Origin of the sequence: Kitasatospora sp. NPDC001540 (assembly GCF_042894345.1) — a bacterium.
GTDB lineage: Bacteria > Actinomycetota > Actinomycetes > Streptomycetales > Streptomycetaceae > Kitasatospora > Kitasatospora phosalacinea_C.
In genome coordinates this window covers 222,289-245,094 of sequence record NZ_JBIAVO010000006.1, presented here as the reverse complement: position 1 = coordinate 245,094, position 22,806 = coordinate 222,289, and the positions used below count along the sequence as shown (strand labels likewise).

17 protein-coding genes are annotated in these 22,806 nt (G+C 76.0%); 7 read left to right on the top strand and 10 right to left on the bottom strand.

From position 1 onward, the window contains the following. Positions 1-106: 106 nt before the first annotated feature. Entirely contained in the window at positions 107-373 is a 267-nt protein-coding gene (locus tag ACFY00_RS11045) for a hypothetical protein (protein ID WP_388029701.1), read from the top strand. A 51-nt stretch (positions 374-424) separates the two neighbouring features. After that, complete coding sequence (mscL, locus tag ACFY00_RS11040) at positions 425-841, top strand: large conductance mechanosensitive channel protein MscL (protein ID WP_388029698.1); 417 nt, start codon at positions 425-427, stop codon at positions 839-841. Between the two features lie 12 nt (positions 842-853). On the opposite strand, the gene ACFY00_RS11035 is transcribed toward mscL, so the two are convergent. Further along, complete coding sequence (locus ACFY00_RS11035) at positions 854-1,093, bottom strand: hypothetical protein (RefSeq protein WP_388029696.1); 240 nt, start codon at positions 1,091-1,093, stop codon at positions 854-856. A gap of 44 nt (positions 1,094-1,137) precedes the next feature. Beyond that, entirely contained in the window at positions 1,138-2,109 is a 972-nt protein-coding gene (locus ACFY00_RS11030) for an RNA polymerase sigma factor RpoD/SigA (protein ID WP_388029694.1), read from the bottom strand. Between the two features lie 445 nt (positions 2,110-2,554). Here ACFY00_RS11030 and ACFY00_RS11025 point away from each other — a divergent pair, with 445 nt between their 5' ends. Together ACFY00_RS11025 and murJ are read left to right on the top strand one after the other, a co-directional pair. Next, positions 2,555-3,382, top strand: coding sequence for a phosphatase PAP2 family protein (locus ACFY00_RS11025; RefSeq protein WP_388029691.1), 828 nt, complete (start codon positions 2,555-2,557; stop codon positions 3,380-3,382). A gap of 303 nt (positions 3,383-3,685) precedes the next feature. Next, a complete protein-coding gene (murJ, locus tag ACFY00_RS11020) occupies positions 3,686-5,797 on the top strand; it encodes a murein biosynthesis integral membrane protein MurJ (protein ID WP_388029688.1) in 2,112 nt (703 codons plus the stop codon). A 192-nt stretch (positions 5,798-5,989) separates the two neighbouring features. Here murJ and ACFY00_RS11015 read toward each other — a convergent pair whose 3' ends face one another. Continuing rightward, positions 5,990-7,006 carry a LuxR C-terminal-related transcriptional regulator gene (locus ACFY00_RS11015; RefSeq protein WP_388029687.1) on the bottom strand — a complete coding sequence of 339 codons (1,017 nt, stop codon included), beginning with the start codon at positions 7,004-7,006 and terminating at the stop codon, positions 5,990-5,992. 273 nt (positions 7,007-7,279) lie between these two features. On the opposite strand from ACFY00_RS11015, the gene ACFY00_RS11010 reads away from it, so the two are divergent. From ACFY00_RS11010 to ACFY00_RS11000, 3 genes are all read left to right on the top strand, one after another. Then, entirely contained in the window at positions 7,280-7,609 is a 330-nt protein-coding gene (locus tag ACFY00_RS11010; RefSeq protein WP_388029685.1) for a hypothetical protein, read from the top strand. 250 nt (positions 7,610-7,859) lie between these two features. Beyond that, on the top strand, positions 7,860-8,144 hold the full coding sequence (locus ACFY00_RS11005) for a hypothetical protein (protein ID WP_388029682.1): 285 nt from the start codon (positions 7,860-7,862) through the stop codon (positions 8,142-8,144). A gap of 33 nt (positions 8,145-8,177) precedes the next feature. Then, complete coding sequence (locus ACFY00_RS11000; protein ID WP_388029679.1) at positions 8,178-8,870, top strand: DNA-binding response regulator; 693 nt, start codon at positions 8,178-8,180, stop codon at positions 8,868-8,870. 80 nt (positions 8,871-8,950) lie between these two features. Here ACFY00_RS11000 and ACFY00_RS10995 read toward each other — a convergent pair whose 3' ends face one another. The 7 genes from ACFY00_RS10995 to ACFY00_RS10965 are packed head-to-tail and all read right to left on the bottom strand — an operon-like array spanning position 8,951 to position 22,690. Further along, positions 8,951-10,477, bottom strand: a complete 1,527-nt coding sequence (locus ACFY00_RS10995) for a SagB family peptide dehydrogenase (RefSeq protein ID WP_388029676.1) — start codon at positions 10,475-10,477, stop codon at positions 8,951-8,953. A 52-nt stretch (positions 10,478-10,529) separates the two neighbouring features. Then, positions 10,530-12,803 (bottom strand): TOMM precursor leader peptide-binding protein, encoded by a 2,274-nt coding sequence (locus ACFY00_RS10990; protein ID WP_388029674.1) that lies wholly within the window; start codon positions 12,801-12,803, stop codon positions 10,530-10,532. Between the two features lie 28 nt (positions 12,804-12,831). Next, a complete protein-coding gene (gene lanM, locus ACFY00_RS10985) occupies positions 12,832-16,077 on the bottom strand; it encodes a type 2 lanthipeptide synthetase LanM (RefSeq protein WP_388029671.1) in 3,246 nt (1,081 codons plus the stop codon). A 1-nt stretch (position 16,078) separates the two neighbouring features. Then, complete coding sequence (locus ACFY00_RS10980; RefSeq protein WP_388029669.1) at positions 16,079-18,322, bottom strand: ATP-binding cassette domain-containing protein; 2,244 nt, start codon at positions 18,320-18,322, stop codon at positions 16,079-16,081. After that, positions 18,319-20,649: an ATP-binding cassette domain-containing protein gene (locus tag ACFY00_RS10975; protein WP_388029666.1), complete on the bottom strand. Its 2,331-nt coding sequence runs from the start codon at positions 20,647-20,649 to the stop codon at positions 18,319-18,321. The genes ACFY00_RS10980 and ACFY00_RS10975 overlap by 4 nt, the downstream gene beginning before the upstream one ends. Next, positions 20,646-21,443 carry a biotin/lipoyl-containing protein gene (locus ACFY00_RS10970; RefSeq protein WP_388029664.1) on the bottom strand — a complete coding sequence of 266 codons (798 nt, stop codon included), beginning with the start codon at positions 21,441-21,443 and terminating at the stop codon, positions 20,646-20,648. The genes ACFY00_RS10975 and ACFY00_RS10970 overlap by 4 nt, the downstream gene beginning before the upstream one ends. Then, positions 21,440-22,690: a cytochrome P450 gene (locus tag ACFY00_RS10965; RefSeq protein ID WP_388029661.1), complete on the bottom strand. Its 1,251-nt coding sequence runs from the start codon at positions 22,688-22,690 to the stop codon at positions 21,440-21,442. The genes ACFY00_RS10970 and ACFY00_RS10965 overlap by 4 nt, the downstream gene beginning before the upstream one ends. Between the last annotated feature and the right edge of the window lie 116 nt (positions 22,691-22,806).

The following is a 22,806-nucleotide window of genomic DNA, read 5'->3' as shown; positions in this document are numbered from 1 at the left end:
TTTCCACAGGCTGGGGAAATCCGCGGACGCCGTCCGGCGGGCGGTCGCAGGATGGCGTCGCGGCCTCGACCGGGGCCGCGTGAACCCCGTCGGAAGGCCCGCTGCCGTGACCTCCTCCGTGCTGCCCTCGCTGCCCCCACTGCCCGCCGCGCTCGTCCCGCCGCGCCGCGAGGTGCCCGATTTCCCGCCGATCCGCGGCACCGCGCGGGGCCGTCACCGCTTGCGCTGCGCGCTGCGTCGGCGGCCGGGGCGGTTCGCCGCGGGGTGCCTGCTGCTGGCGGCCGTGCTGCTGTCCGGCCCGCTGCGGGGGGCTCCGCCGCCGCCCGCCGGGGCCTCGGCCGAGGTGCCCGGCTGCCCCCGGGCGTCAACCTGACGGCCCCGGGTTCACCCGTGACCTCCACGGGCGTCCGCCGTTCGACGCGGCATGAGAGGCTTCAAGGAATTCCTGCTCCGCGGCAACGTGGTGGACCTGGCCGTCGCCGTCGTCATCGGCGCGGCCTTCACCGCCGTCGTCAACGCGTTCGTCAAGGGCGTGATCAACCCGCTGGTCGGCCTGTTCGGCACCAAGGACCTGGCCGCCTACACCTCGTGCCTCAAGGGCCCCTGCGAGGTGGACGCCGCGGGCAACGTCACCTCGGGCATCTTCATCCTCTGGGGCTCGGTGCTCAGCGCCGCGCTGACCTTCCTGATCACCGCCGCCGTCGTCTACTTCCTGCTGATCCTGCCGATGAACCACTTCATGCGGAAGCGGAAGTCGGTGGAGGAGGAGGCGCTGGAGGCCGAGGCCAAGGAGGTCGAACTGCTCACCGAGATCCGCGACGCGCTGGTGCGCCGCGGCTGACCCACCGCCCCGCTACTTCTCCCCATGGTGCGGGGGCCGCTGGCTGCGGTACCAGTCCAGCCCCCGCTCCCCCGACGCGTCGCCCCAGCCCCGGTCGGTGTCGTCGGAGGTCTGCTGCTCGAACGGGTCCTTGAAGACCAGCCGGGGCCGCAGGGCGGGCTCCGGCCGGGGGGCGGCGCCGGACCGGGACTCGGGTCGGGGCTCGGACTCGGGTCGGGGCTCGGGCTGCTGCTGCGCGTCCGGGGAGGTCATGCGCTCCACTGTAGGACCGGCCGCGGGCCCCGACGGGCCGCCCACTACGCCGCCTCGAAGCCCGCGTGGTCCGCGATCTTCTTCAGCTCGGCGAGGGCGTGCTTCTCGATCTGGCGGATCCGCTCGCGGGTCAGGCCGTGCTGCTTGCCGACCTCGGTCAGCGTCCGCTCCCGGCCGTCCTCCATGCCGTAGCGGCTGCGGATGATGGAGGCGGTGCGGTCGTCCAGGCGGCCGATCAGGTCGTCCAGCTCCTCGCGGCGCAGCATCACCATGACCGCGTCCTCCGGGGAGACCGCGCCGGTGTCCTCCACCAGGTCTCCGAACTGGGTCTCGCCCTCGTCGTCGACCGACATGTTGAGGCTGACCGGGTCCCTCGACCAGTCCAGGACGTCCTTGACCCGCTGCTCCGTGGTGTCCAGCTCGGCGGCGATCTCCGCGGGCTCCGGCTCGCGGCCCAGCTCCTTGGCCTTCTCGCGCTGCACCCGGCGGATCCGGCCGAGCTCCTCGACCAGGTGGACGGGCAGCCGGATGGTGCGGGACTGGTCGGCGATGGAGCGGGTGATCGCCTGGCGGATCCACCACGTCGCGTAGGTGGAGAACTTGAAGCCCTTGGAGTAGTCGAACTTCTCCACCGCCCGGACCAGGCCCGCGTTGCCCTCCTGGATCAGGTCGAGCAGCGGCAGGCCGCTGCGCGGGTAGCGGCGGGCGACGGCGACGACCAGGCGCAGGTTGGACCGGATGAAGACGTCCTTGGCGCGCTCGGCGTCGTCCGCTATCGCCTGCAGCTCCTCGGTGGTGACGCCGTCGAGCTGCTCCTCCTCGTCCAGCAGGTGCTGGGCGAAGACCCCGGCCTCGATGCGCAGGGACAGCTCGACCTCCTCGGCGGCGTCGAGCAGGGGCGTCCTGGCGATCTCGTCGAGGTACATGCCGACCAGGTCGCGGTCGGCTTCGAGGTTGGTCGGGCGGGCCGTACGACTCCGATCGGCCCTGTCGCGTACGACGGCACGGGTGGCCATGCTTGCTCCCTCACTGACGCTGCCGGGGGCGCTCCGTTCCGCCGCTCGGCACCAGCGTGTGGGCCGTTCGTGGCTCACACGTAACGATCCAACGCACAGAAAACGGACAACATTCCCAAGTGGCTCAGTTTTCCGCCGGGGATGCAGTATCCTGCCGATTTTCATCCGACCGTTACACGCAGCGTGACGCGGTCCGTACGGCGCGCTCCCGCGGACCGGCACCGAATCGGTGCGGGGTCTTCGCGGCACGTCCGCACAACCGATGCGCAATCGCTATCGCCCCAGCGCCGGATCGCTCCCCGCCGCTGGGAAGGTGTCTGTCATGCACCAGTCCAACGACCCCGACCCGGGGCCCGGCTCCGGGCCCGCGCCCGGAGCGGTCCGTCCCCCGGTACAACGCACGGCGGCGCTCCGTTGTGCCGGGGCGGCCCTGGCGGGTGCGCTGGTGTTCGCGCTGCTGCTGCTGCTGGTGCGGACCGGCTGGTCGCCGCTGGCCCGGTTCGACCGGGGCTGGAGCGCGCTGCTGCACCGGTACGCGCTGCGGCACCCGGTGTGGACGGCCTCCCTGCAGACGCTCGCCGACCTGGGCGCGCCCTGGGTGATGCGGACGCTGCTCGGGACGGCCGCCGCCTGGCTGTGGGCCACCGGCACCCGGGCCCTGGCGGGCTGGGCGGCGGCCGCCGCCCTGCTGGGCTGGGCCGCGGAGCGGGCCGGACGGGCCCTGACCGACCGGCCCCCGCCGCACTTCGTCGACCCGGTGGCGGCCGCCCCCGGCCCGGCCTTCCCGTCCGGCCCCGCGCTGGCCTCCGCGGTCACCTGCGGGGCGCTGCTGGCGCTGCTGTGGCCGCGGGCGGAACGGCCGGTGCGGTGCGCGGCGGGCGGCGCCGCCGCGCTGGCCGTGCTCGCCGTGGGCTGGACCGTGATCGCGCTGGGCGTGCACTGGCCCAGCGACGTGCTGGCGGGCTGGGCGGCCGCCCCGGTGGTGCTGGCCGCGCCCGCGCTCGCGCTGGAGCTGTGGCGGCCCGGGCGGATCGGCCGGGACGTGCGACGGCTGCGGCGGCGCGCCCGGCCGCGGGTGCAGCGGGTGCTGGCGCCGCCGCTGCCGCCGGTGGGGGTCGCGGAGGCGGACGGGCCGGTGGGCGGATCGGCGGGCGGATCGGCGGGCGGATCGGCGGGCGGGCGGGGCGGGCCGGGCGGTTCGGCGGGCGATTCGATGGTCGGGCCGACGAGGTGGGCGGAGTCCGCCACGGAGCGCGATCCGAGGCGCTCCTGACGGACCGTGAGCAACGTCACACTGCGTTGCCCGCATCCTCCGCCCGGGGGAAGGGCGTGGCCAGCATTCCGCGTGTTTCCGGGCGCAAACGGCGCTGCCCGGCGCCCGCCGCAAGGCCTCCGGACACCGGTGCGACCCGGTCGAACACCCCACCGGTCGGCACTCGACTCCCCATCGGGTGCCGAAGTGGGGCAGACTTCTGCGGCTGGTGCACCCTGCAACCGGCAGGCGGAGTCCGGAACGGACCGACTTCCCGCACTCACCCACGCAACGCCGGACGGGCACCGATCGACGGGGGGTCCGATGACCATGCACACCGCGGACAACTCCGGCGACCCGTACTCCCCGCAGGGCGGCGGGTACGAGCAGCCGCCGGGCAACCCGTACCAGCAGCAGGGCCCCCCGCAGGGCGCCCCGTACCAGCAGCCGCAGCAGCCGCAGGGCGGCTACGCCGGGCAGGACCAGCCCACCGTGCAGTTGGGGCGGATCCCGGCCCAGGCGTTCGAGCAGCCCGGCTGGCCGTCGTACCCGCCGCGGGCCCCGGAGCGTCCGGTGCCGCCGCCGCGGGCGGGCGAGGAACCGGCCGCCGGGGCCCCGGAGCCCGCCGCGGCCAAGCCCGCCGCCTCCACCGGTCGCAACGGCCTGATCATGGCGATGGGCTCGCTGGCCTCGCGGGCGCTGGGCTTCGTGCGCAGCGCGGTGATCGTGGCGGCGCTGACCACCGGCCCGGCCGGCGAGGCGTTCAACGTGGCGAACTCGCTGCCGAACATCGTCTACATGATGCTGCTCGGCGGCGTGCTGGCCTCGGTGTTCGTGCCGGAGCTGGTGCACGCGATGCAGACCCACAAGGACGGCGGCCAGGCGTACACCGACCGGCTGCTCACCCTGTGCGGGGTGATCCTGGTGGTGCTGACGGTCGGCGCCTGGCTGTTCGCCCCGCAGATCGTCGACCTGTACTCCGAGTTCAAGGACCCCGTGCAGCGCGAACTGGCGATCACCTTCGCCCGGTACTGCCTGCCGCAGATCCTCTTCTACGGCGTGTTCACCCTGCTCGGGCAGGTGCTGAACGCCCGCGACCGGTTCGGCGCCATGATGTGGACGCCGGTGCTGAACAACGTGGTCGCGATCGGCGTGTTCGGCGGCTACCTGGCGATGGGCCGGCACGCCCACGCGGCGAGCGAGGTGAGCAGCGGGGACGCCCTGCTGCTGGGCCTCGGCTCGACCCTGGGCATCGTGGTGCAGGCGGCCGCGCTGCTGCCCTCGCTGCGCTCCGCCCGCTTCACCTACCGCCCGCGCTTCGACTGGCGCGGCGCGGGCCTGACCCGGCCGCTGCGCGCGGCGGGCTGGGCGCTGGCCCTGGTGGCGGCCACCCAGCTGTCCTTCGCGGTGATCACCAGCCTGAGCACCGGCGCGGGCGACGCCGCGTACGACGCGGGCATCCCGGGCGGACGCGGCTTCTCCGCCTACAACAACGCCTACGCGCTGTTCGTCGTCCCGCAGGGCGTGATCACGGTGTCGCTGGTGACGGCGCTGCTGCCGAGCATGTCGCGGGCCGCGACGGCGGGCGACTACCGGAAGATCGGCGAGGACCTGTCGGGCGTGCTGCGCTCCTCGGCGGCGATGGTGGTCACCGCGGCGGTGCTGTTCTTCGCGCTGGGCTCGCAGATCGCGATGGCCGCGTACGGCTACGGCTCCGGGGCGTCCGTGCACGACGACGCGATGGTGGTCGGCCTGCTGCTGATGGCCTTCGCGGTCGGCCTGCCCGCCTTCTGCGCCCAGTACGGCCTGGCCCGCGGCTTCTACGCGATGGGCGACGCCCGGACGCCGTTCTGGCTGACCCTGATCTCCACCGGCACCAACGCGGCGCTGTGCTGGGTCGCGTACGAGACGCTGCCGCTGCGCTACAAGGTGATCGGCATGGCGGTCGCGCACACCGTGGCGGCCACCCTGTCGGCGGTGGTGACCGGCGTGGCGCTGGGCCGCCGCCTCGCGAAGGGCGCGCCCCCGGCGGCCGCGGTGCCCGCGCCGCGACAGCCGGAGGGGAGGCCGGACGCCACGATGGTGCTGCGCACCGACGCCTTCGCGCCCGGCGCCAACGCCACCGTCGACCTGGGCGTCCGCCGCGACGGACGGCGCGGCAGCGGGCTGGAGGGCGGCCGCCTGGTCACCCTGCACCTGGGCTTGGTCCTCGCCTGCCTCCCCGGCGCGCTGGCCGCGCACTGGCTGGCGGGACGCTTCGGCGCGAGCCTCCTCGGCAGCCTGACCGGCCTGGCGGCGGGCTCGCTCGCGGTCCTCCTGTCGCTCTTCGTCCTCGCCCGCCCGCTCGGCGTGGGCGCCTCGGTCGCCCCCTTCGCCCGCAAGCTCCGCATCCCGTACCCGGCGCCCGCACCGACCAGCGGCAAGCACCGCCGCTGAAACCGCCTGCGGCGGGCAGCCGCGCCAGAGGGCAGTGGGAGCGCCTGCGGCGGGCGTGCGCTGCGGGACGGTCAGGGTGGCAGCGGACACGCCTGCGGGCGACGGTGGCGGACAGCGCCAGGGCGGCACGCGCGCACCCTGACGGGCCAGGCACCGGCACCGCCTGTGGCGGGCTCCGGGTGGCTCCGTTGGTCAGGCGGGGGCGTCCTCGGGGGTTTCGAGCCAGCCGAGGGCGGCTACGTGGAGGCCGGCCTGGAAGCGGCTGCGGGCGTCCATGCGGACCATGAGGTCGGCCATCATGCGGCGGACGGTGCGGAGGGAGACGCCGAGGCGTTGGCCGGCGCGTTCGTCGGTGAGGCCTTCGGCGAGGAGGCGGAGGAGTTCGCGTTCCTGGCCGGTGAGGCCGTGGGGGTCGCGCTGGGGGCTCTCGCCGAGGGGGCGGGCGTGTTCCCAGACCTGGTCGAAGAGGGCGCGGAGGGCGGCGACCACGCCGGGGCTCTGGAGCAGGACGGCGCCCTTGCGGGGGTCGTCGGGGTCGATCGGGACGATGGCGGTGGCGTTGTCGACGACGATCATGCGCAGCGGGAGGGTGGGGGTGGTGCGGACGGCGCCGCCGAGGCCGTGCAGCCAGCGGGCGTACTGGACGGTGGCGGGGTCGTTGCGGACGCTGTCCTGGTAGACGGTGCGCATCCGGACGCCGCGTTCCAGGGTCTCCTGGTCGAGGGCGCGGCTGGCTTCCATGACGGGGGCGGGCTGGGGGCCGCCGGGGGCGAAGGAGAGCACTTCGGCGGTGGCGTCGGAGGCGAGCTGGACGAGCCGGTCGCGGACCTGGTCGAGGCTGGAGAGCATCTCGATGCCGCGCTGCTCGCCCGCGCCGGGGGCGTGGATGCTGGCGTACTCGGCGATCAGCCCGGCCATCGCGGCGCGGCTGCGTTCGGCTTCGCGCTGGCGGCGGGCCTCCTCGGCCTCCTGGTGGGCGAGCAGGGCGGCGAGGCCGCGTTCGGGGTTGACGGCGCGCCAGCGGGTGCCGCAGCTGGTGGGGCGGGTGAGGGCGAGGTCGGCGAGCCGGTCGAGGGCGTCGCAGACCTCGGCCTCGGTGGCGTCGAGGTGGGCGGCCAGGCCGCCGGTGTCCAGGTCGGGGTGGAGCAGCATGGCGCGGTAGACCGCCTCGCCGAACGCGTCGAGCCCCACCGGGCCGCCGGCGGTCAACAGTCGGTCTTCCGCGCGCCCGACCAGGTGCCCGTTCTCGTGGTTCTGCCCATGTCGACCTCCAGCGCGCAGGTGCCGCGCACCCCCCGGATTCCCGTTGACGGGGCGTCAGACTAGCGCTCACCGGACAGCGGGAGAACTGACTTGCGGAGATTCTGTCGCACTGGTGGGCGATGCGTGAAGGGCGCCCGGCAACTGTCATATTCGTGCCAGGCGGGGATCTGACACCCGGCCGAGGGTCCGGATCGGCGCGGGATTTGCCACGCTGGACGGATGTACGCGATCCGTCTGGAGCTGGTTCCGCCGCCCGCCGCGGGCGGCTGTCCGGAGGCGGCCGGGGCCGGTCCGGTACGGGCACTGCTGCTGCGGCTGCCGCTGGACGGGGCCCGGGTGTGCCACGCGCGGGTGCGGGGGGACGGGGGCGGGCTGGCGGCGGTGTGCTTCCTGACGGCCTCCTCGCTGCTGGTGGCGGAGCGGGCGCTGCGGGCGGGGGTGCGGGCGCTGGTGGGGCCGGAGGGGCCGCTGGCGGGCTGGTCGGTGGCGCGGTGCGAGGCGGATCCGTGGTTCGCGCTGGGCCGGTGGCAGGACCGCGCCCGTAGTTGACCGTACATCACCAACGCGGGGTCGGAGCTGTCCTCAGGGTGTCACGGCACTCTGGTGCCAGCTCCGACTGCTGACACGGAGGGGCCACCGGGAGCACTCTCGTTGCTGTCGGCAGGACGACGGAGCGGGAACCGCGGCAGCAGCCCCCGGCGGGGGACGCGGAGCGCACCGGACGCCTGACGGCGGCTCACACCACACTCCCCGGTGGCAGCCCGGGGATCAGCCGAACGCGAGAGGACCGGGCACTCCCATGTCGCTGAACATCCGAATTGTCGCGATTGCCGTACTTGGCGCTCTGACCGTGGGCGGTGTCGCCACCGCCGCCGAACTGACCGGGCCGGCCCACCGGGGCGCCGTGGTCACCGCCGACGGGGCGGTCGCGGGCGGTCCGCAGCAGCCCGTCGAGGCGGGGGCGCAGGCGGTCGTGATCGGCCCCGGCGTGTCCGACCCGACGCCCGCGCCGTCCGGCAGCCCGAGCCCGTCCGGCACCCCGACCGGCGGCCCGCAGCTGTCCGGCACCTGGGGCTGGGGCTGATCGGGCCGGAACGGACCGGGGGGAGGCGCGCGGATGACGACCGCACTGGAACGCCCGCTGGAGCAGCGGGTCACGACCGGCCGGTTCCCGCCCGGCGGGGCGGTGGCGGCGGAGCAGGCCACGCTCCTGCTGGCCGACGGCCACCACCTGTTCCGCTCGGGCCTGGGGGCCCTGCTGGACCGGGAGGAGGACCTCGCCGTGGTCGCCGAGGCGGCCGGGGGCGAGGAGGCCGCGGCGGCGGCCGCCCGGGTGCGGCCCGCGGTGGCGGTACTGGGCCTGGAGCCGGAGCAGCCGGACGGCCCGGCGCTGGCCCGGCAGGTGCAGCAGGCGGCGCCCGGCACGGCGGTGCTGCTGCTGGTCCCGGCGCTGCCGCGGACGGCGGAGCTGCGGCGGGCGCTGGTGGAGGGCGCGGCCGGGGTCCTGCTGAAGGACGTGCAGGCGGCGGCGCTGATCGCGGCGGTGCGCGAACTGGCCCGCGGCGGCCGGGTGTACGACCCGCGGCTGGTGCTGGACGTGGTGCGCGCCGGCCAGGCCGGGCCGCTGAGCCGCCGGGAGCTGGCGGTGCTGGGCGAGATCGCCGAGGGCAGCACGGTGCGGGAGGCGGCGGCGGCGCTGTCGCTCTCGCCGGGCACGGTGCGCAACTACGTCTCGGCGGCGATCGCCAAGACCAGGGCCCGCAACCGCTGCGACGCGATCCGGATCGCCCGCGAGTGCGGCTGGCTGTAGGGCGGTCGGAGGAGGAACGGCTCGCCGACGACCCGTCAGGTTCCCGCTGACGGGTCGTCGGCGTGCGTCCGGGAGGGGCGTCAGAAGTTCTCGCCGAAGCCCTCCCCGGCGCGGGCGGCGGCCACCACGTCCGCGAAGCCGTGCGCGGTGCGCGGCACCCCGGCCGGGCGGCTGCCGATCAGGAACTCGCCGACCGAGGACTCCGCCGTCCAGTCCAGGCCGAGCGCCCGGGCGGCGGCGTCGGTGTCGCCGGAGCCGAGGCCGCACGGGGCCAGGCCCATCGCGGTGGCCACCAGGTAGAGCGTCTGGTAGAGCACGCCGACGTGCTTGAGGGTCAGCGCGTACGCGATCTGGCTGTACTTCCAGGAGAGCCGGCCGAAGCGGCTGGTGACGGTGAGCAGCACCTGCGGGTCGACGGTGCAGGCGGTGGCGCGCCAGGCGGCGGTGACGAGTTCGCTGAACGCGGCCTCCTCGCCGGGGTGCTGGAACGGGCGGGGGCGCAGCCGGTGGGCGGCGGCGTCGTAGCGGTAGACGCCGGGCTCCAGGCCGGTGCACTTGACCACCGAGAGGTAGACCTCCAGTTCGCCGGTGGCGCCGCCGGCCGGGTAGGGGCGTTCGACGCCGTCGTAGCCGTGCGGGTCGGCGGGGTCGCCGGGGATGACGCGGCGGACCCGGGCCACCCGGTAGAGCAGTTCGGCGAGTTGGTCGAGGCTGACCGGGGCGTCGGCGTAGGTGCGCACCGAGCGGCGGCCCTCCAGGACCTCGCTGAGCGCGGGGTCGCGGGCGACCACGGTCTCCCAGTCGGGGACGGGCAGGTCGATGCCCTCGCCCTCCTCGCGGGCGCCGGGGGCGGAGACCGCGGGCAGCTGCGGGACGTCCTGGTGGGCGAAGACGCCGCCGGTGGGGTAGTCGTGGCGGCCGGGGCGGCTGCGGGCGTGGAACAGCAGGTCGTGGAAGTCCCAGAGCGGGGCCTCGGCGCCCTTGCCCGTGTCCAGGAAGCCGCCGCCCGCGAGCAGTCCGGCCAGCGCCTCGCCCTCGGCGGGGCTCATCCCGGCGAGCAGGGCGGCGGCCTCGGCGGTGCGGGAGGTGCTGAGCGCGGCGACGAAGGCCCCGGCGGCGGCCCGGTGCAGGGTGAGGCGGAACGGCGCCATCGGCGATTCGAGGACGCAGCTCTCGCCGTCCTGCCCCTGGCCGTCCGGCAGGCGGCGCAGGTAGGCGAACCGGGAGAGCACCAACTCGCCGGTGGGGCGGGCGAATCCGGGCAGGGCGGCGGAGCGGGCGATCGGCACGGCGGTGGCCAGCGGGGTGCCGAACGGGTCGGCGACGGTGGTGGTCACCAGGTACGGGAAGCGTTCGAGCAGCTTCAGCAGCCGGACGTGGTCGAGCGCCAGCAGGTCGAGGTCGGCGTCGGCGCGGGTGAGGTCGAGCAGCGCGGCGACGGTCCGCTCGCCGAGGGCGTGGACGCGCTGGCGGCCCCACGGGTGGGCGAGTTCGACGTCGGCGCCCTGGGCGGTGACCTCGACCTCGGGTCGCAGCCGCAGCAGGCGGCGCAGCGGGTGGTGGCCCCCGGTGGCGGGGGCGGGCGGCAGGGTTTCGATGACGGTCACGGGTACCTCCCCGGAGGGGCGGGGCAGCCGGGCCCGGCTGCCCCGCGGACGGTCAGATGAAGACGGGGATCGGGTTGAGCTCGCTCTCCGGGGTCGGGGTGTCCAGCCAGCCGAGCCGGACCGGGACGTCGTAGAGCCGGCCGGGCGCGAACCTGGCCCAGAAGTGCCGCATGCCGGGGACGATCACCCGGGCGACGGGCAGGCCGACGTCGGGGCGGGTCTGGTCGGCGACCAGGAACTCCATGCCGTGGTCCTCGACGATCTTCTGGACGAGCGCCAGGTCGTCGGCGAGGTCGGCGCCCGCGAGCGGGAGCCAGCTGGCGGGGGTGGAGCGCGGGGCGTTCGGGTCGGGCAGCAGGTAGGGCTGGTTGGCGACGGTGGCGGTGGTCCACCAGGCCTTCTGCTCGGGGTCGGCGCCCGCGTAGGTGACCCGGCCGTGCTCGTCCCCGGCGACGGGGCCGAGGAACTGGTTCATCTCGGTCAGGGCGCGGGTGAGCGCGATGTGCGGGTCGAGGTGGGCGCCGAAGGCGATCAGCACGTCCTCGTTGGCGCCGTCGCTCCCGGCGTCGAGCCGCCGGGAGAACGCGCCGACCACGGGGATGCCGAAGTCGGCGGTCAGGTCGAGTGCCCAGATCTCCCGGCGCAGGCCGCGGTAGACCTCGCGGAGCTGGTCGACGTACGGGTCGCCGAAGGCGTCCAGGTCGACGGCGGGGCGCTGGACGCGGTTGTACCACCACAGCGCGACGGCGTCCCGTTCGACGAGTTCCAGGAAGCCCTGGAGCACCGCGTCCTCGAAGGAGGTGCCGGCCGCGCAGCCGTTGGAGTCGCCCGCGGCGTAGAACCGGCCGCCGTGCCGGTAGCCGTAGTACATCGCCTGGGTGGGCAGCCAGCGGTGGCGCCGCTCGGTCAGCGACCAGGCCGGGGACCACTCGATCGGGTCGTCCTCGCGGAACGGCACCGGGACGACGTTGAACATCGACTGCTTGACGTTCCAGCGGTCGCGCTCGGCGTACTGCCTGGCGGAGTAGAGCAGGGTGCGGGAGGGGTGGATCGCGGCGTCGCCGAGTTCGGCGAAGGTCGCGGTGCGGCGGGCCTCGTCGCCCTGGAAGACGCCGGAGAAGCGCTCCATGGCCTCGCCGAGCGCGGAGGCCCGGGCCTGCACGTCGGTGCGGCCCTTGCCGCAGGAGACCGAGCGCAGGCCGGTGCGCAGCTGCCTCAGGTCGCCGCTCTGCCGGGAGAGGTTCTGCCCGGAGACGTAGACCCGCAGGCCGGTGGGGGTGCGGGCGGCGGGGACGAGGGTGGTGACCACACCGGTGATCGGGCTGAGCTGGGGGCGGTACTTCTCCAGCATGTCCTCGGGCGAGGCGGAGCGGTGGCCACCGTCGGCGGTGAACGCCTTGGGGCGGGACTCGAAGGCGACGGGCGCCAGTTGGCGCCGGGAGACCATCGCGTCGTCGCCGCAGGACGGGCACTGCGGGCGGCGCACCAGGACGTGCTTCTCGCTCTCCAGCAGCACGGTGTCCAGGGTGGTGACGGCGGGCTGCGGCGGGCGGACCCCGGCCAGCCACTTGGCGGTCTCCAGGGCGGCGAGCTGGGTGCCGAGCGCCAGGGTGGCGGGCAGGTGGGCCCCGGCGGTGGAGATCGGCTCGTCCTGGCCGAGGCGGTGCTGCAGGTAGCTGAGCGACTGCCGGTTGGCGGACAGCCGGTGCGCCAGGCACTCCCAGCAGCCTGAACCGTCGGTGTTCTCGGCGCCCGGGGCGTCGGGGCTGAACACCGGGCCGACCCAGACGATCGAGCCGACCGGGCGGGCCAGCAGCCAGGGGCGGCCGTCGGCGAGGGCCTGCCGGTTGCGCTCGGCCAGGCCGGGGTGGAGGTAGTCCTCGGTGAGGGCGACGGTGAAGGCGGCGTCCTGGTCGACGGTGACGCCCGCGGCGGCCAGCGCGGCCAGGAACGGGGCGGGGTCGAGCTCCCCGTACACCTCGACCCGGACGGTGGCGCCGCGCAGCGCGGTCATCGCGGTGTCGCCGTCCTGCCCGGCCATCTCGAAGAAGGCGGCGCCGGGGCGGTCGGTGGCCGGGTCGGCGGCGGTGACCCAGCCGCCCGCGCGGAGCTTGTCGACGCCCGCGCGGAGCTTGTCGGCGGGGACGACGCCGTCCAGGGCGGCGCCGATCTGCTCGGCGGTGCGGGTGCCGTCCAGCAGCGGGGCGAGGGCCTGGGCGAGTTTGCCGTCGACCACCGAGACGCCGCGCTCGGAGACCAGGTAGACGGCCTCGCCGTCGACCACGTACGGGGTGAAGTGGCGTTTGAAGCCGATGAGTTCGGACATGGCGGGTACTCCTCGAAGCGGCGCGCGGTCAGCGCAGGGTGGCGAGCGGGGCGGCGGAGGCGTCGTGCAGGCGCAGCAGCAGCAGGCCGACGGCGACGGTGCCGTCCAGCGCGCCGAGGTTGACGGCGTCGTGCGCGGCCCGGTCCGGGAACCAGGTGCCGTGCAGGCGGTGGCGGGTGAGCAGTTCGCGGACCATCAGGGCGGCGGCCTCGCGGCCGTCGTAGAACGGGCCGTCCAGCAGGGCCTCGGTGCCTTCCGGCAGGGTGTGGACGAGTCCGGCCTCGGCGGCGGTGAGCGCCTCGGTGGCGGCGGAGAGCAGGGCGCGGCCGGTGAGGGCGGCCAGTTCGGGGCCGGTGACGGGCGGGGCGAGGGCGCCGAGGTCGGCCCGGTCGACGGCGTCGGCGCCGAGCGAGACGGCGGTGTCGAGGCAGGCGAGGCGGCCGGAGCGGGTGCCGGTGGCGAAGCGGTGGGCGCGCAGCCGGGCCCGGACGTCCGCGGGGTCGGCAAGCAGGGCGGGGGCCTCGGCGAGGGTGCGGGCGAGCGCGGCGGCGATCGAGTCGGCGCCGCCGGGGACGAGTTCCAGGAAGTCGAACGGGGTGTGCTCGTCGGCGAGTCGGTCGAGGGCGGTGGCCGCGAGGGTGCGGATCGCCCGGTCGGTGTCGTCGTGGCTGCCGCCCGCGGCGCGGCGCAGCCGCAGCAGGTTCAGCAGCAGGCCCGCGGTGCCGAGCGGGACGTCGGCGTGCGGGACCCGCACCGGGCGGCCGGGCCGGTTGGAGGCGGACTCGGCGACCGTCAGCGCGCCGGGGACGAGGGCCCGGGCGGCGGTGAGGAAGTCGCTCTCGCCCAGCAGCAGGCCGCCGCGGGCCAGGCCGTGGATGATCGCGCCGGGGCCGAAGAAGCCGCCGGGGACGGGCGCGCCGGAGGCCAGCCGGGAGTCCCCGGCGAAGGCGAAGGCCATCGGCTCCTCCGGGTCGATCAGTGCGGCGGCCTCGGCGAGCAGACCGTGCGCGGCCCGGTGGAAGCGGGGTTCGCCGGTGGCGGACCAGAGTTCGGCGAACAGCAGGGCGATGCCGAGGGTGCCGGAGGTCAGGTCGGGGCCGAGCGCCTCGACCTGCCGCAGGCCGGTGCCCGGGTACCAGCTCTGGCCGAGCCAGCCCGTGGGGCGCCGGTCGGCGAGGATGCGGTCGCCGAGCGCCGTGGCGGCGGAGAGCAGCTCGCCGGAGGTGGGCGGTTCGGCCGCGCGCAGCGGTCGGAGCGGCTTCGCCGGGGGCTGCTCGGTGCCGGCCCGGGCGGCGTCCGTGCAGCCGGACAGCACCGCGACGTGCCCCTCCAGGTCGAAGCCGTCGAGTTCGGCGACCCGCTGTTGCAGGCGCTCCCAGCCGGTGGACCGGAAGTGCCCGGGGATCTCCCGGCCGTCGGCGGTGAACACCGAGGAGGAGGTGGTCAGCGAGCGGAAGAACGGGATGTCGAAGGAGCGGAACGAGTCGAGCTCGGCGAGCACCACCTCCAACAGGTCGCCGCGGGCGGCGTCGCCCGCGCGGGCGGTGACGGCGCCGCGCAGCGCACCGGCGATGACGGTCTCCCGGGTCGCCCCGTCGTCCAGGGCGAGCGGGCTGGTGGAGGCTCGCAGGATCTTGTAGCCGTCCCAGGTGTGGCGCCAGATGTAGCGCACCCAGATGCCCCGGAACCCGCTCAGCGGGCCTTCGGGGTCGGCGAGTTCGCCGCGCAGCCGGTGCAGGGCCGCGTGCATCTCGCGGTAGCCGTCGGCCACCTCCTCGGTGTACTGCCACGGGTCGGCCGGCTGCCCGTCGTGCACCGGGCGGTAGGCGGGCAGCGGCAGGGCGGGCACGCCGGGGGAGGTCTCCAGGCTGCCGACCCGGGACAGGCAGCCGATGTCGAGGGCGTCGGTGCGTCCGGTCGGGGTCCACGCCTGGAAGGCCATCGCGGTGCGCACCACGGTGGTCTCCAGCTCGTCCAGCAGGCCGCGCTGGCCCTCGGTCAGGACGGGCGGGGCCTGGACGCGCGGGTAGAGCAGGCACTCCAGGTCGATCAGGACGGGGTGCTCGCCGTCGGCCAGCAGGTTGTCGGCCCACAGGTCGCGGCCCTCCAGCAGCTGCACCAGCCGGATCGTCATGCCCAGGCGGCGGTAGAACCGGGCGAAGCCGGCCCGGTCGGCGCAGGGGCGGGACGGGACGAGCTCCTCCCAGCCGTAGTCGCCGGAGCAGTCGGTGCTGAGCGAGGCACCGTGGCCGTCGTCGCCGCGGTCGGAGCGGATCAGCACGGTGCGCAGCGGCAGGTCGAGGCTCAGCTCCCGGTTGAGGCGCTCGACCAGACCGAGGAAGGCGGCGGCGTGCCGCATGTCCTTGGGCTTGTAGACCACGCCCGCGCCGTTCTCGAAGCGCAGCAGCGCCACCGAGCGGCCCTGGGCGTGCCGGTCGCCCGCGTCGCCGTGCACCGCGTCCAGCGCGCCCGGGTCGGTGCCGCCCCACATCTGCTCGACCAGGCCGGCCCGGTCGGCGGCGAGGCGGGCGAACATCTCGGTGTACATCTCCTGCCACTGGCGGCAGACCGTGCCGATCAGGTAGGCCAGTGCGGGCAGCCGCTCCAGCCGGGCCAGCCAGCCCGCGGTGGAGGCGTCCGGCCCGCCCTCGGCGTCCCAACTCGTCGCGCGGGGGCGGCCGGTGGCGAGCTGGAACTCCTGGCACAGGGTGAGGTTGGCGACCTCCACCAGCCGCCCGGCCAGGGTGGCGACCACGTCGGCGCGGCCCTTCGCGGTGACCGGAACGCCCAGTACCGAGCCCTCCCCCGCGGGCAGCAGGGCGTCGGCGGCGGCCCGGAAGCCCGCCGCGACCGCGCCCGGCCCGGTCGCGGGCGCCGCGCTCTGGGCGCGCAGGAACACCGCCAGCGGGTACGCCCAACCCGGCAGCTTCGCCGGGTCGGTGAGGCGGACGCGGCGCAGGCCGTCGCCGAGCGGGCGGCCGGTCCCGGCGAGGTGGTCCAGCAGCACCCCGGCGGAACGCTGGTCGCCCGCGGCGCGGCGCAGCCAGGTCTCCACGGCGGCGGCGCGGCTGCGCCGGTCCTCGGCCGGGTCGGGGGCGAACAGGGCCTGCCCGTCGTCGCGGGCCGCGGCGCGTTCCTCGAAGCTCGCCGCGGCGGCGATCACGGCGTGCAGCCGCTCGTCGGCGCCGGGCAGGCCGGGCAGCAGGGCGGTCGTCGGGGCCTGCTGGCCCGGGGTTCCGGCGGTGCGGAGCCAGGTCTGAACGTCGAGCGACATCTCACATCTCCTGGAGGCGGGCGAGGCGGGTGAACAGCGGGTCGGTGCCGAGAAGTTCGCGGTAGGTGCCCTCGGCGGACACCCGTCCCCCGTCCAGCACGTAGATCCGGTCGGCGGTGCGGACGGTGCTCAGTCGGTGGGCGATCACCAGGCGGGTGCGGTCGAGTCCGGCGACGGCCTCGGCGACCCGCTGCTGGGTGGCGTTGTCGAGCGCGGAGGTGGCCTCGTCCAGCAGCAGCACGGCCGGGTCGCGGACCAGGGCGCGGGCCAGCAGCAGGCGCTGCACCTGGCCGCCGGAGAAGCCCTGGGCATCCTCGCCGACCCGGGTGCCGAGGCCCATCGGCAGGGCCCGCAACTCGTCGGCGATGCCGGCGAGTTCGGCGGCGCGCCAGATCCGGTCCTCGGTGACGTCGGGGTCGGCCCCGGCCAGGTTCTCCAGCAGCGAGCCGCGCAGCATCCGGCCGTGCTGGAGCACCGAGCCGAGCTGGCGGCGCACCAACCTGGCGTCCAGCGACGCGAGTTCGAGACCGTCGTAGCGGACCGCACCGGACTCGGGCCGCTCGAAGCCGAGCAGCAGCCGGACCAGGGTGGACTTCCCGGCGCCGGACGGGCCGACCACCGCGACGAACTCGCCGGGCTCGGCCCGCAGCGACACCCCGTCCAGGGTCGGCAGCGCACTGCCCGGGTAGCGGAACACCACGTTCTCCAGGGCCAGTCGACCTTTCAGGCGGCCCGGGTCGGCGAGTCGGCCGGCCCGCTCGGCGGCGTTCACGGCCGGTTCGACGAGGATCGGCCGCAGCCGCTCCAGCACCGGGGCGACCCCGTACGCGCCCGCCGCGGCGTGGGTGACCTGGCCCAGCGCCAAGGCGACCTGGCCGGCCGCCACGCCCGCCGCGACCAGGTGCCCGGCCTCGGCCGCCGAGCCGAACGTCGCCCCCGCCAGCAGCACGGCCAGCAGCAGGGGTTGGAGCGCGGCGGTGAGGGCGCCGGACAGCGCCTCGCTGCGCATCGCGGCGGCGTCCGCGCGCTTCTGCCCGGCGAACGGGACGGCCCAGCGGGCGAACGCCTGGATCTCCCGGCCCGCGGTCTGGATCTTGTCGATGCCCAGCAGCAGCCCGTACAGCACGCCCTGCAGTTGCCCGTGCGCCTCGTACACCTGCGACTCGTGCTCCTGACGGCGACGGCCGAGCAGCAGCAGCCCGGCCGTCACCGCCAGCACGGCGAGCAGCAGCAGCCCGCCGAGCCGCCAGTCCACCAGCAGCAGGACCGTCAGCCCGGTGACGGCGAACACCGCGCCCAGCACGGCACCCACCAGCACCTCCGAGAGGGCCTGGCGGGCCTGCGCCACCGCGTTCGCCCGGTGCACCAGGTCACCCGTGGTGTAGTCGCGGAAGAACCGCGCGTCCTGGGCCAGCAGCCGGTCCCAGACGGCGGGTTCGAGCGCGTGCTGCACCCGGCCGGTGAGCCGGACGGCCGCGGTGTTGCGGACCAGCGTGAGCAGCCAGGACGCCACCACCGCGGAGCCCAGCAGCACGGCCAGCCAGCGCACCGGGTGCCGTTCGGCCAGCAGCAGGCCGGGCAGCAGCACTCCGGTGGACAGCGGGACGAGCAGGCCGAGCAGCGCCGACACCAGACCCGCCACGCTCAGCACCGCCAGGTCCCGGCGGGCACCGGGCACGGCGAGGGCGAAGCGCAGCAGGTCGGCCGGGGTCGGGCACCCCGGCGGCAGCGGCGGGTGCAGCAGCAGCGCCTGGCGGCTCAACTCCGTACGGGTGGCAGCCCGTTCGGAGCCCGGGTCGTGGCGGCGGTGCCGCCCCGCCCGGGGGATCAGGGCGATCGGCCGGCCGTCCTCGGCGGCGAACGCCACCATCGGCCCGGCCGTCCCGCGCTCGTCCCCGCCGTCCAGCGTCACGGGGCGCCAGCGCACGCCGGCCCGGCGCAGCAGCGCCGTCACCGGGTCGGCGGCGTCCCGCACCGCGGCGGGGAGCTGCTCGGGCACCGGCACCCCCAGGGCCCGCAGCACCTCCCGCGCCTGGTCCGCGCGGTGGCGCGGCGCTGTCGGCGCGGCTCCGCCGCGGCGCGGGGAGGTGTGCGGACGGGTGGTGGTGCCGAACTGCGCCAACGCGTCCGCGAGCGCGGTCCGGTTGGCGGCCGCGGTGGCGTCGGCCCGGGTCGCCGGGCCGCGCTCGGGGTCCGCCGCGGTGGTCTGCGGGCCGCCCGCGGGGGCGGCGGTGGTGACGGTCATGCCTGCTCCTCCGTCCGGGCGGGCTGGGTGGTGGGGGTGGTGCGGGTGGTCCCGGCGTGCTCGGCCTCGCGCAGCAGGTCGCGGTAGGGGCCGTCCTGCTCGGCGAGTTCGGCGGGCGGGCCCTGCTGGACGATCCGGCCGTCCCGGATCACCACGACCCGGTCGGCGGCCTGGATGGTGCTGAGGCGGTGGGCCAGGACGAGGCAGCTGACGCCGCGGCGGCGCAGGTGGGCGTTGACGACGGCCTCGGTGTGGGCGTCCAGGGCGCTGGTCGCCTCGTCGAGCACCACGAGCACCGGGTCCAGGGCCAACGCCCGGGCGATCTCCAGGCGTTGGCGTTCGCCGCCGGACCAGTTGCGGGCGTCCTCGTCGATCCGGGCGTCCAGTCCGCCGCGGCGGTGGACGAGTTCGGCGGCTTCGGCGTCGGCGAGGGCGCGGTGCAGGGCGTCCTCGTCGGCGGAGGCGTCCCAGAGGGTGAGGTTCTCCCGGACGGTGCCCTCGAAGAGCCGCAACTGCTGTTCGACGTACGCGACCTGGCTGGTGACGACGGCGCGGTGCCAGTCGTCCCGGGGGCGGCCGTCGAGCAGCACCTCGCCCTTCCAGGGGCGCAGCACGCCGGCCGCGAGCCGGGCCAGGGTGGACTTGCCGCTGCCGCTGCCGCCGACCACGGCGACCCATTCGCCGGGGGCGATCCGCAGCGAGATGCCGCTCAGGGCGGGCGGACGGTTCGGGTCGTAGCCGAACTCCAGGTCGCGCAGCTCCAGTTCGCCGCGCAGCCGGACGGGTTCGGCGGGGGCGTCGAGGACGGGCGTGAGGTACGGGTCGACCTCGCTGGTCTCGATGTCCTCCAGCAGGGCGTTCTGGGCCCGGGCGACGGTGAACTCGGAGCCGGTGCCGACCAGTTGGGAGACCGGCAGGAGGAAGCCGTTGAGCAGCAGCAGGAAGGCCAGCAGGGTGCCGAAGGAGAGCGATCCGGAGAGCAGCAGGGCGGTTCCGGCGATCACCGCGGCGGCCGCGGCGGCGGAGTTGAGCGCGCCGGGCAGCGAGAGCGGCACCAGGACGCTGCGGGCGACCTGCTGCCCGGTGTGGGCGGCGCGGGCCTGCCAGCCGGCCCAGGAGCGGAACAGCGCGTCCTCGGCGCCCTCGGCCTTGACCGTCTCGATCGCGGACACCCCGGCGAACGCGACGCCGTCGCGCTTGTGGCCCTCGGCGTGCAGCCGGTGGACGGTGCCGCCGCGCCGCCGGTCGGCGGAGCGCAGCGCGAGCACGTCGAGCGCGGCGACGGCGAGCGGGATCGCGGCGAGCTCCGGGGCCAGCCAGAGCAGCGCGGCGAGGTGCACGGCGGCGGCGGCGAGCGAGGAGGCCGCGCCCGCGACCCGGTAGGAGAGCAGGTTGGCGAGGCCGTCGTTGAGCTGGACGCGGGTGACCAGGCCGCCGAGCTGGCGGCGGTGGAAGAACGCGCCGGGCAGCCGCAGCATCTTCCACAGGAAGGCGGCCGAGGAGCGGGCGGCCATCGCCTCCAGCACCCGGTTGACCGTCGCGGAGCGCAGCCAGTTCCCGGCCAGGACGAGTGCGGTGACGGCGGCCCCGGCCAGGGTCAGCGGCAGGGCCCAGTCGGTGGCGCCCCCGTTGACGACGGTGGCCAGGTAGGTGCGCAGCAGGAACGCGGAGGCCACGCCGGGCACCGTCATCAGCATGCCGACCAGGACGGCGGCCAGCATCGGCCAGGCGTACGGCCGCATCCGGGTGCCGAGGGCGCGCAGCAGCGGGAAGCGGCGGCCGCCGGGTTCGAAGTCGGGGCCGGGCTCGAAGCCGACGGCGATGCCCGCGAAGGAGTCCCAGAACTCGGCGGGGGTGGTGGAGTAGGAGCCCAGCGCGGGGTCGTTGACGTGGATCCGGCCGCGCTTGACGCCTTCGAAGACGGCGAAGTGCGGGCCGGTGACCAGCACCACGGACGGCACCGGCACCGCGTCGAGGCCCTGCAGCCTCTCGTCCTCGCGGCGCACCACCCGGCGGCCGCGGGCCTGCAGCCCGTACCGCCCGGCGGCGCGGGCGACGGCGGCGGCGCTGACCCCGTCCCGGCTGACCCCGCAGGCCCGGGAGGCCTCGTTCAGGGTGACCCGCCGCCCGAACGCGCCGAGCACCACGGCGAGGCAGGCCGCCCCGCAGTCCTGTTCCTCCATCTGCGGCACGACGGGCGTGCGCAGGTAGGTGCGCTTGCGGCCGGGCGCGGGCCGCGGCGGGGGCGCGGCCTTCGGGGCGCCGCTGTTGGCGGTGCGCGGTTCGGTGGCGGGCGGTTCGACGGCCGCGGTCCGGACGGGCTTCATCGCTTCGCCTCCTGGCCCAGCACCGCCTGGTACGGGTGACGGCTGCCGAGGTCGACCCGGACGTCCAGGGCCAGCGGGCCCTCCAGCGCGACGCCCTGCGGGAGCCGGGCGTAGGCGACCCAGACGGGTGCGCCGCCGGTGGGCAGGCCGGGGACGGCGACCGGGAGGGTGCCGTCGAGGGTGTCGGCGCGGACGGGCAGCGCCTCGACCCGGTCGACGAGGGCGCGGATCGCGCCGCCGCCGGGCACCGGCACCAGGACGGGCAGGCCGGGGGCGAGCTTCGCGGCCTGCGCCGGGTCGTCCACCAGCAGCCGGACGGTGGCCGGGGCGTCGGCCCGGTCCAGTGCCAGCACGGGGGTGCCGGGGGCGAGTTGAGCGCCGGGGGCGGCCAGCAGGGCGCTGACGGTGCCGGTGGCGGGGGCGGTCAGCTCGGTGCGCGCGGTGCCGTCGCCGACCAGCGCCAGCACCTGCCCGGCCGTCACCCGGTCACCGGGGCGGACCTCGAACTCGACCAGGCTGCCCGCGCGTTCGGCGGCGACCCGGACGGGGGCGTCCCCGTGGGCGGCGACCGCGGGCACGGTCATGGTGTGCGGGAGCCTGCCCCACACCGCCCAGCCCGCGCCCGCGCCGACGGCCAGCACCAGGGCGGCGCCGGCCAGCCACAGCCGGGGGGCGATCAGCCGGACGGGCTGGTCGAGCCCGGGTTCCAGCACGGCGGCGGCCCGGGCGGCGGCGACGGCCGCGGTCTGCGGACGCTCCCGTTCCCGCTCCTCGGGTTCGGTCACGGTGCTCATGCCGCCACCTCCATCGGCGCGGGCTGCGGCGCGGTGCGCAGCGGGCAGGCCACCGGCAGTTCGCGGATCCCGCCGAAGGCGAACTGCTCGTTCGGGCGGGCGGTGGCGTCGGTCAGGGTGGTGCTCAACTCCCGTGCGGCGTCGGCCTCGGCGAGGCCGCGTAGGACGGCGGCGCCCGCGATCAGGGAGAGCGGGGCGCCCAGGCAGTGGTGCGGTCCGTGGCCGAAGGCGAGGTGCTGGCGCTCGGGGCGGTCGGGGTCGAAGCGGTCGGGGTCGGCGAAGCGGCGCGGGTCCCGGTTGGCGGCGGCGTACAGCAGCATGGCGACGCTGCCGGCCGGGAGGACGGTTTCGCCGAGGGCGACCTCGCGGGTCAGCGCGCGGGCGCTGGCCCGGACGGGGCTGCCGAGGCGCTGGGCCTCGTCGAACACGGCGGCGGCCAGGGCGGGTCGGGCGCGCAGTCGGGCGGCCAGGCCGGGGGTGCGGATCAACTCCCAGGCGGCGACGGCCAGTCCGGAGGTGAGTGTCTCCAGTCCGTTGGCGAGCAGCATCACCACGAAGGCGAGCAGTTCCTCGGTGTCCAGCCGCCCTTCGCCGCGGGCGACGGTCAGCCTGCTGATCAGGTCGTCGCCGGGGCGGGCGGCCCGTGCGGCGCACAACTCCTCGACGTAGGCGTGGAATTCGGCGAACTCGGCGTCCAGCTCGGCGGCCCCGGGGCCGGTGCCGGACGGGTCGAGCATGGCGCGGGAGACCAGGCCGGCCCAGCCGGTGATCCGGCTCTGCTCGGAGTCGGGGACGTCCAGGATCGCGCAGGAGACGGCGACCGGCAGCGGGACGGCCAGGTCGGCGACCAGCTCGAAGGAGCCCGCGGCGATCAGCGGGGCGAGCAGCCGGGCGGCGGTGGTCTCGATCCGCTCGCGCATCTGCTCCAGCCTGCGGTGGCTGAACGCGGCGGTGGCGAGCCGCTTGAGCCTGGTGTGGTCGGCGCCGTCGCGCATCGGCAGCATCCGGTTGACCACCTTGAGCAGGGCGGTGTTCCCGGCCCTGGGCAGTCCGACGCTGGTCGGGTCGACGTGGGTGCCGGGGTTCATCAAGGCGGTGAGGATCTCCTGGTAGCCGGAGACCACGTACAGCGGGCCGAGGTCCAGGACGGGCGCCTCGGCCAGCAGCCTGCGGTAGAGCGCGGGTGGGTCCTGCTGAGCGGCGGGCTGCTGGATGAACCGCGTCAGCTCGTGCCGGAGGCTGTCCATGCCCGGCTCTCCTTCAATCTGGCGGTGCGGCTGGGGGGTTGGGGCCGGAGCGGGGTGGGGGGGGGGGGGGGGGGGGGGGGGGGGCCCGCCGGCGCGGGCCCCACCCCCGCACAGGA

What these genes read in the sequence shown, in the direction of transcription:
- mscL (WP_388029698.1), top strand. Translation starts at nt 425, where the DNA reads ATGAGAGGCTTCAAGGAATTCCTGCTCCGCGGCAACGTGGTGGACCTG.
- ACFY00_RS11035 (WP_388029696.1), bottom strand. Translation starts at nt 1,093, where the DNA reads ATGACCTCCCCGGACGCGCAGCAGCAGCCCGAGCCCCGACCCGAGTCC.
- ACFY00_RS11030 (WP_388029694.1), bottom strand. Translation starts at nt 2,109, where the DNA reads ATGGCCACCCGTGCCGTCGTACGCGACAGGGCCGATCGGAGTCGTACG.
- murJ (WP_388029688.1), top strand. Translation starts at nt 3,686, where the DNA reads ATGACCATGCACACCGCGGACAACTCCGGCGACCCGTACTCCCCGCAG.
- ACFY00_RS11010 (WP_388029685.1), top strand. Translation starts at nt 7,280, where the DNA reads ATGTACGCGATCCGTCTGGAGCTGGTTCCGCCGCCCGCCGCGGGCGGC.
- ACFY00_RS11005 (WP_388029682.1), top strand. Translation starts at nt 7,860, where the DNA reads ATGTCGCTGAACATCCGAATTGTCGCGATTGCCGTACTTGGCGCTCTG.
- ACFY00_RS11000 (WP_388029679.1), top strand. Translation starts at nt 8,178, where the DNA reads ATGACGACCGCACTGGAACGCCCGCTGGAGCAGCGGGTCACGACCGGC.
- ACFY00_RS10990 (WP_388029674.1), bottom strand. Translation starts at nt 12,803, where the DNA reads ATGTCCGAACTCATCGGCTTCAAACGCCACTTCACCCCGTACGTGGTC.
- lanM (WP_388029671.1), bottom strand. Translation starts at nt 16,077, where the DNA reads ATGTCGCTCGACGTTCAGACCTGGCTCCGCACCGCCGGAACCCCGGGC.
- ACFY00_RS10980 (WP_388029669.1), bottom strand. Translation starts at nt 18,322, where the DNA reads ATGACCGTCACCACCGCCGCCCCCGCGGGCGGCCCGCAGACCACCGCG.
- ACFY00_RS10975 (WP_388029666.1), bottom strand. Translation starts at nt 20,649, where the DNA reads ATGAAGCCCGTCCGGACCGCGGCCGTCGAACCGCCCGCCACCGAACCG.
- ACFY00_RS10970 (WP_388029664.1), bottom strand. Translation starts at nt 21,443, where the DNA reads ATGAGCACCGTGACCGAACCCGAGGAGCGGGAACGGGAGCGTCCGCAG.
- ACFY00_RS10965 (WP_388029661.1), bottom strand. Translation starts at nt 22,690, where the DNA reads ATGGACAGCCTCCGGCACGAGCTGACGCGGTTCATCCAGCAGCCCGCC.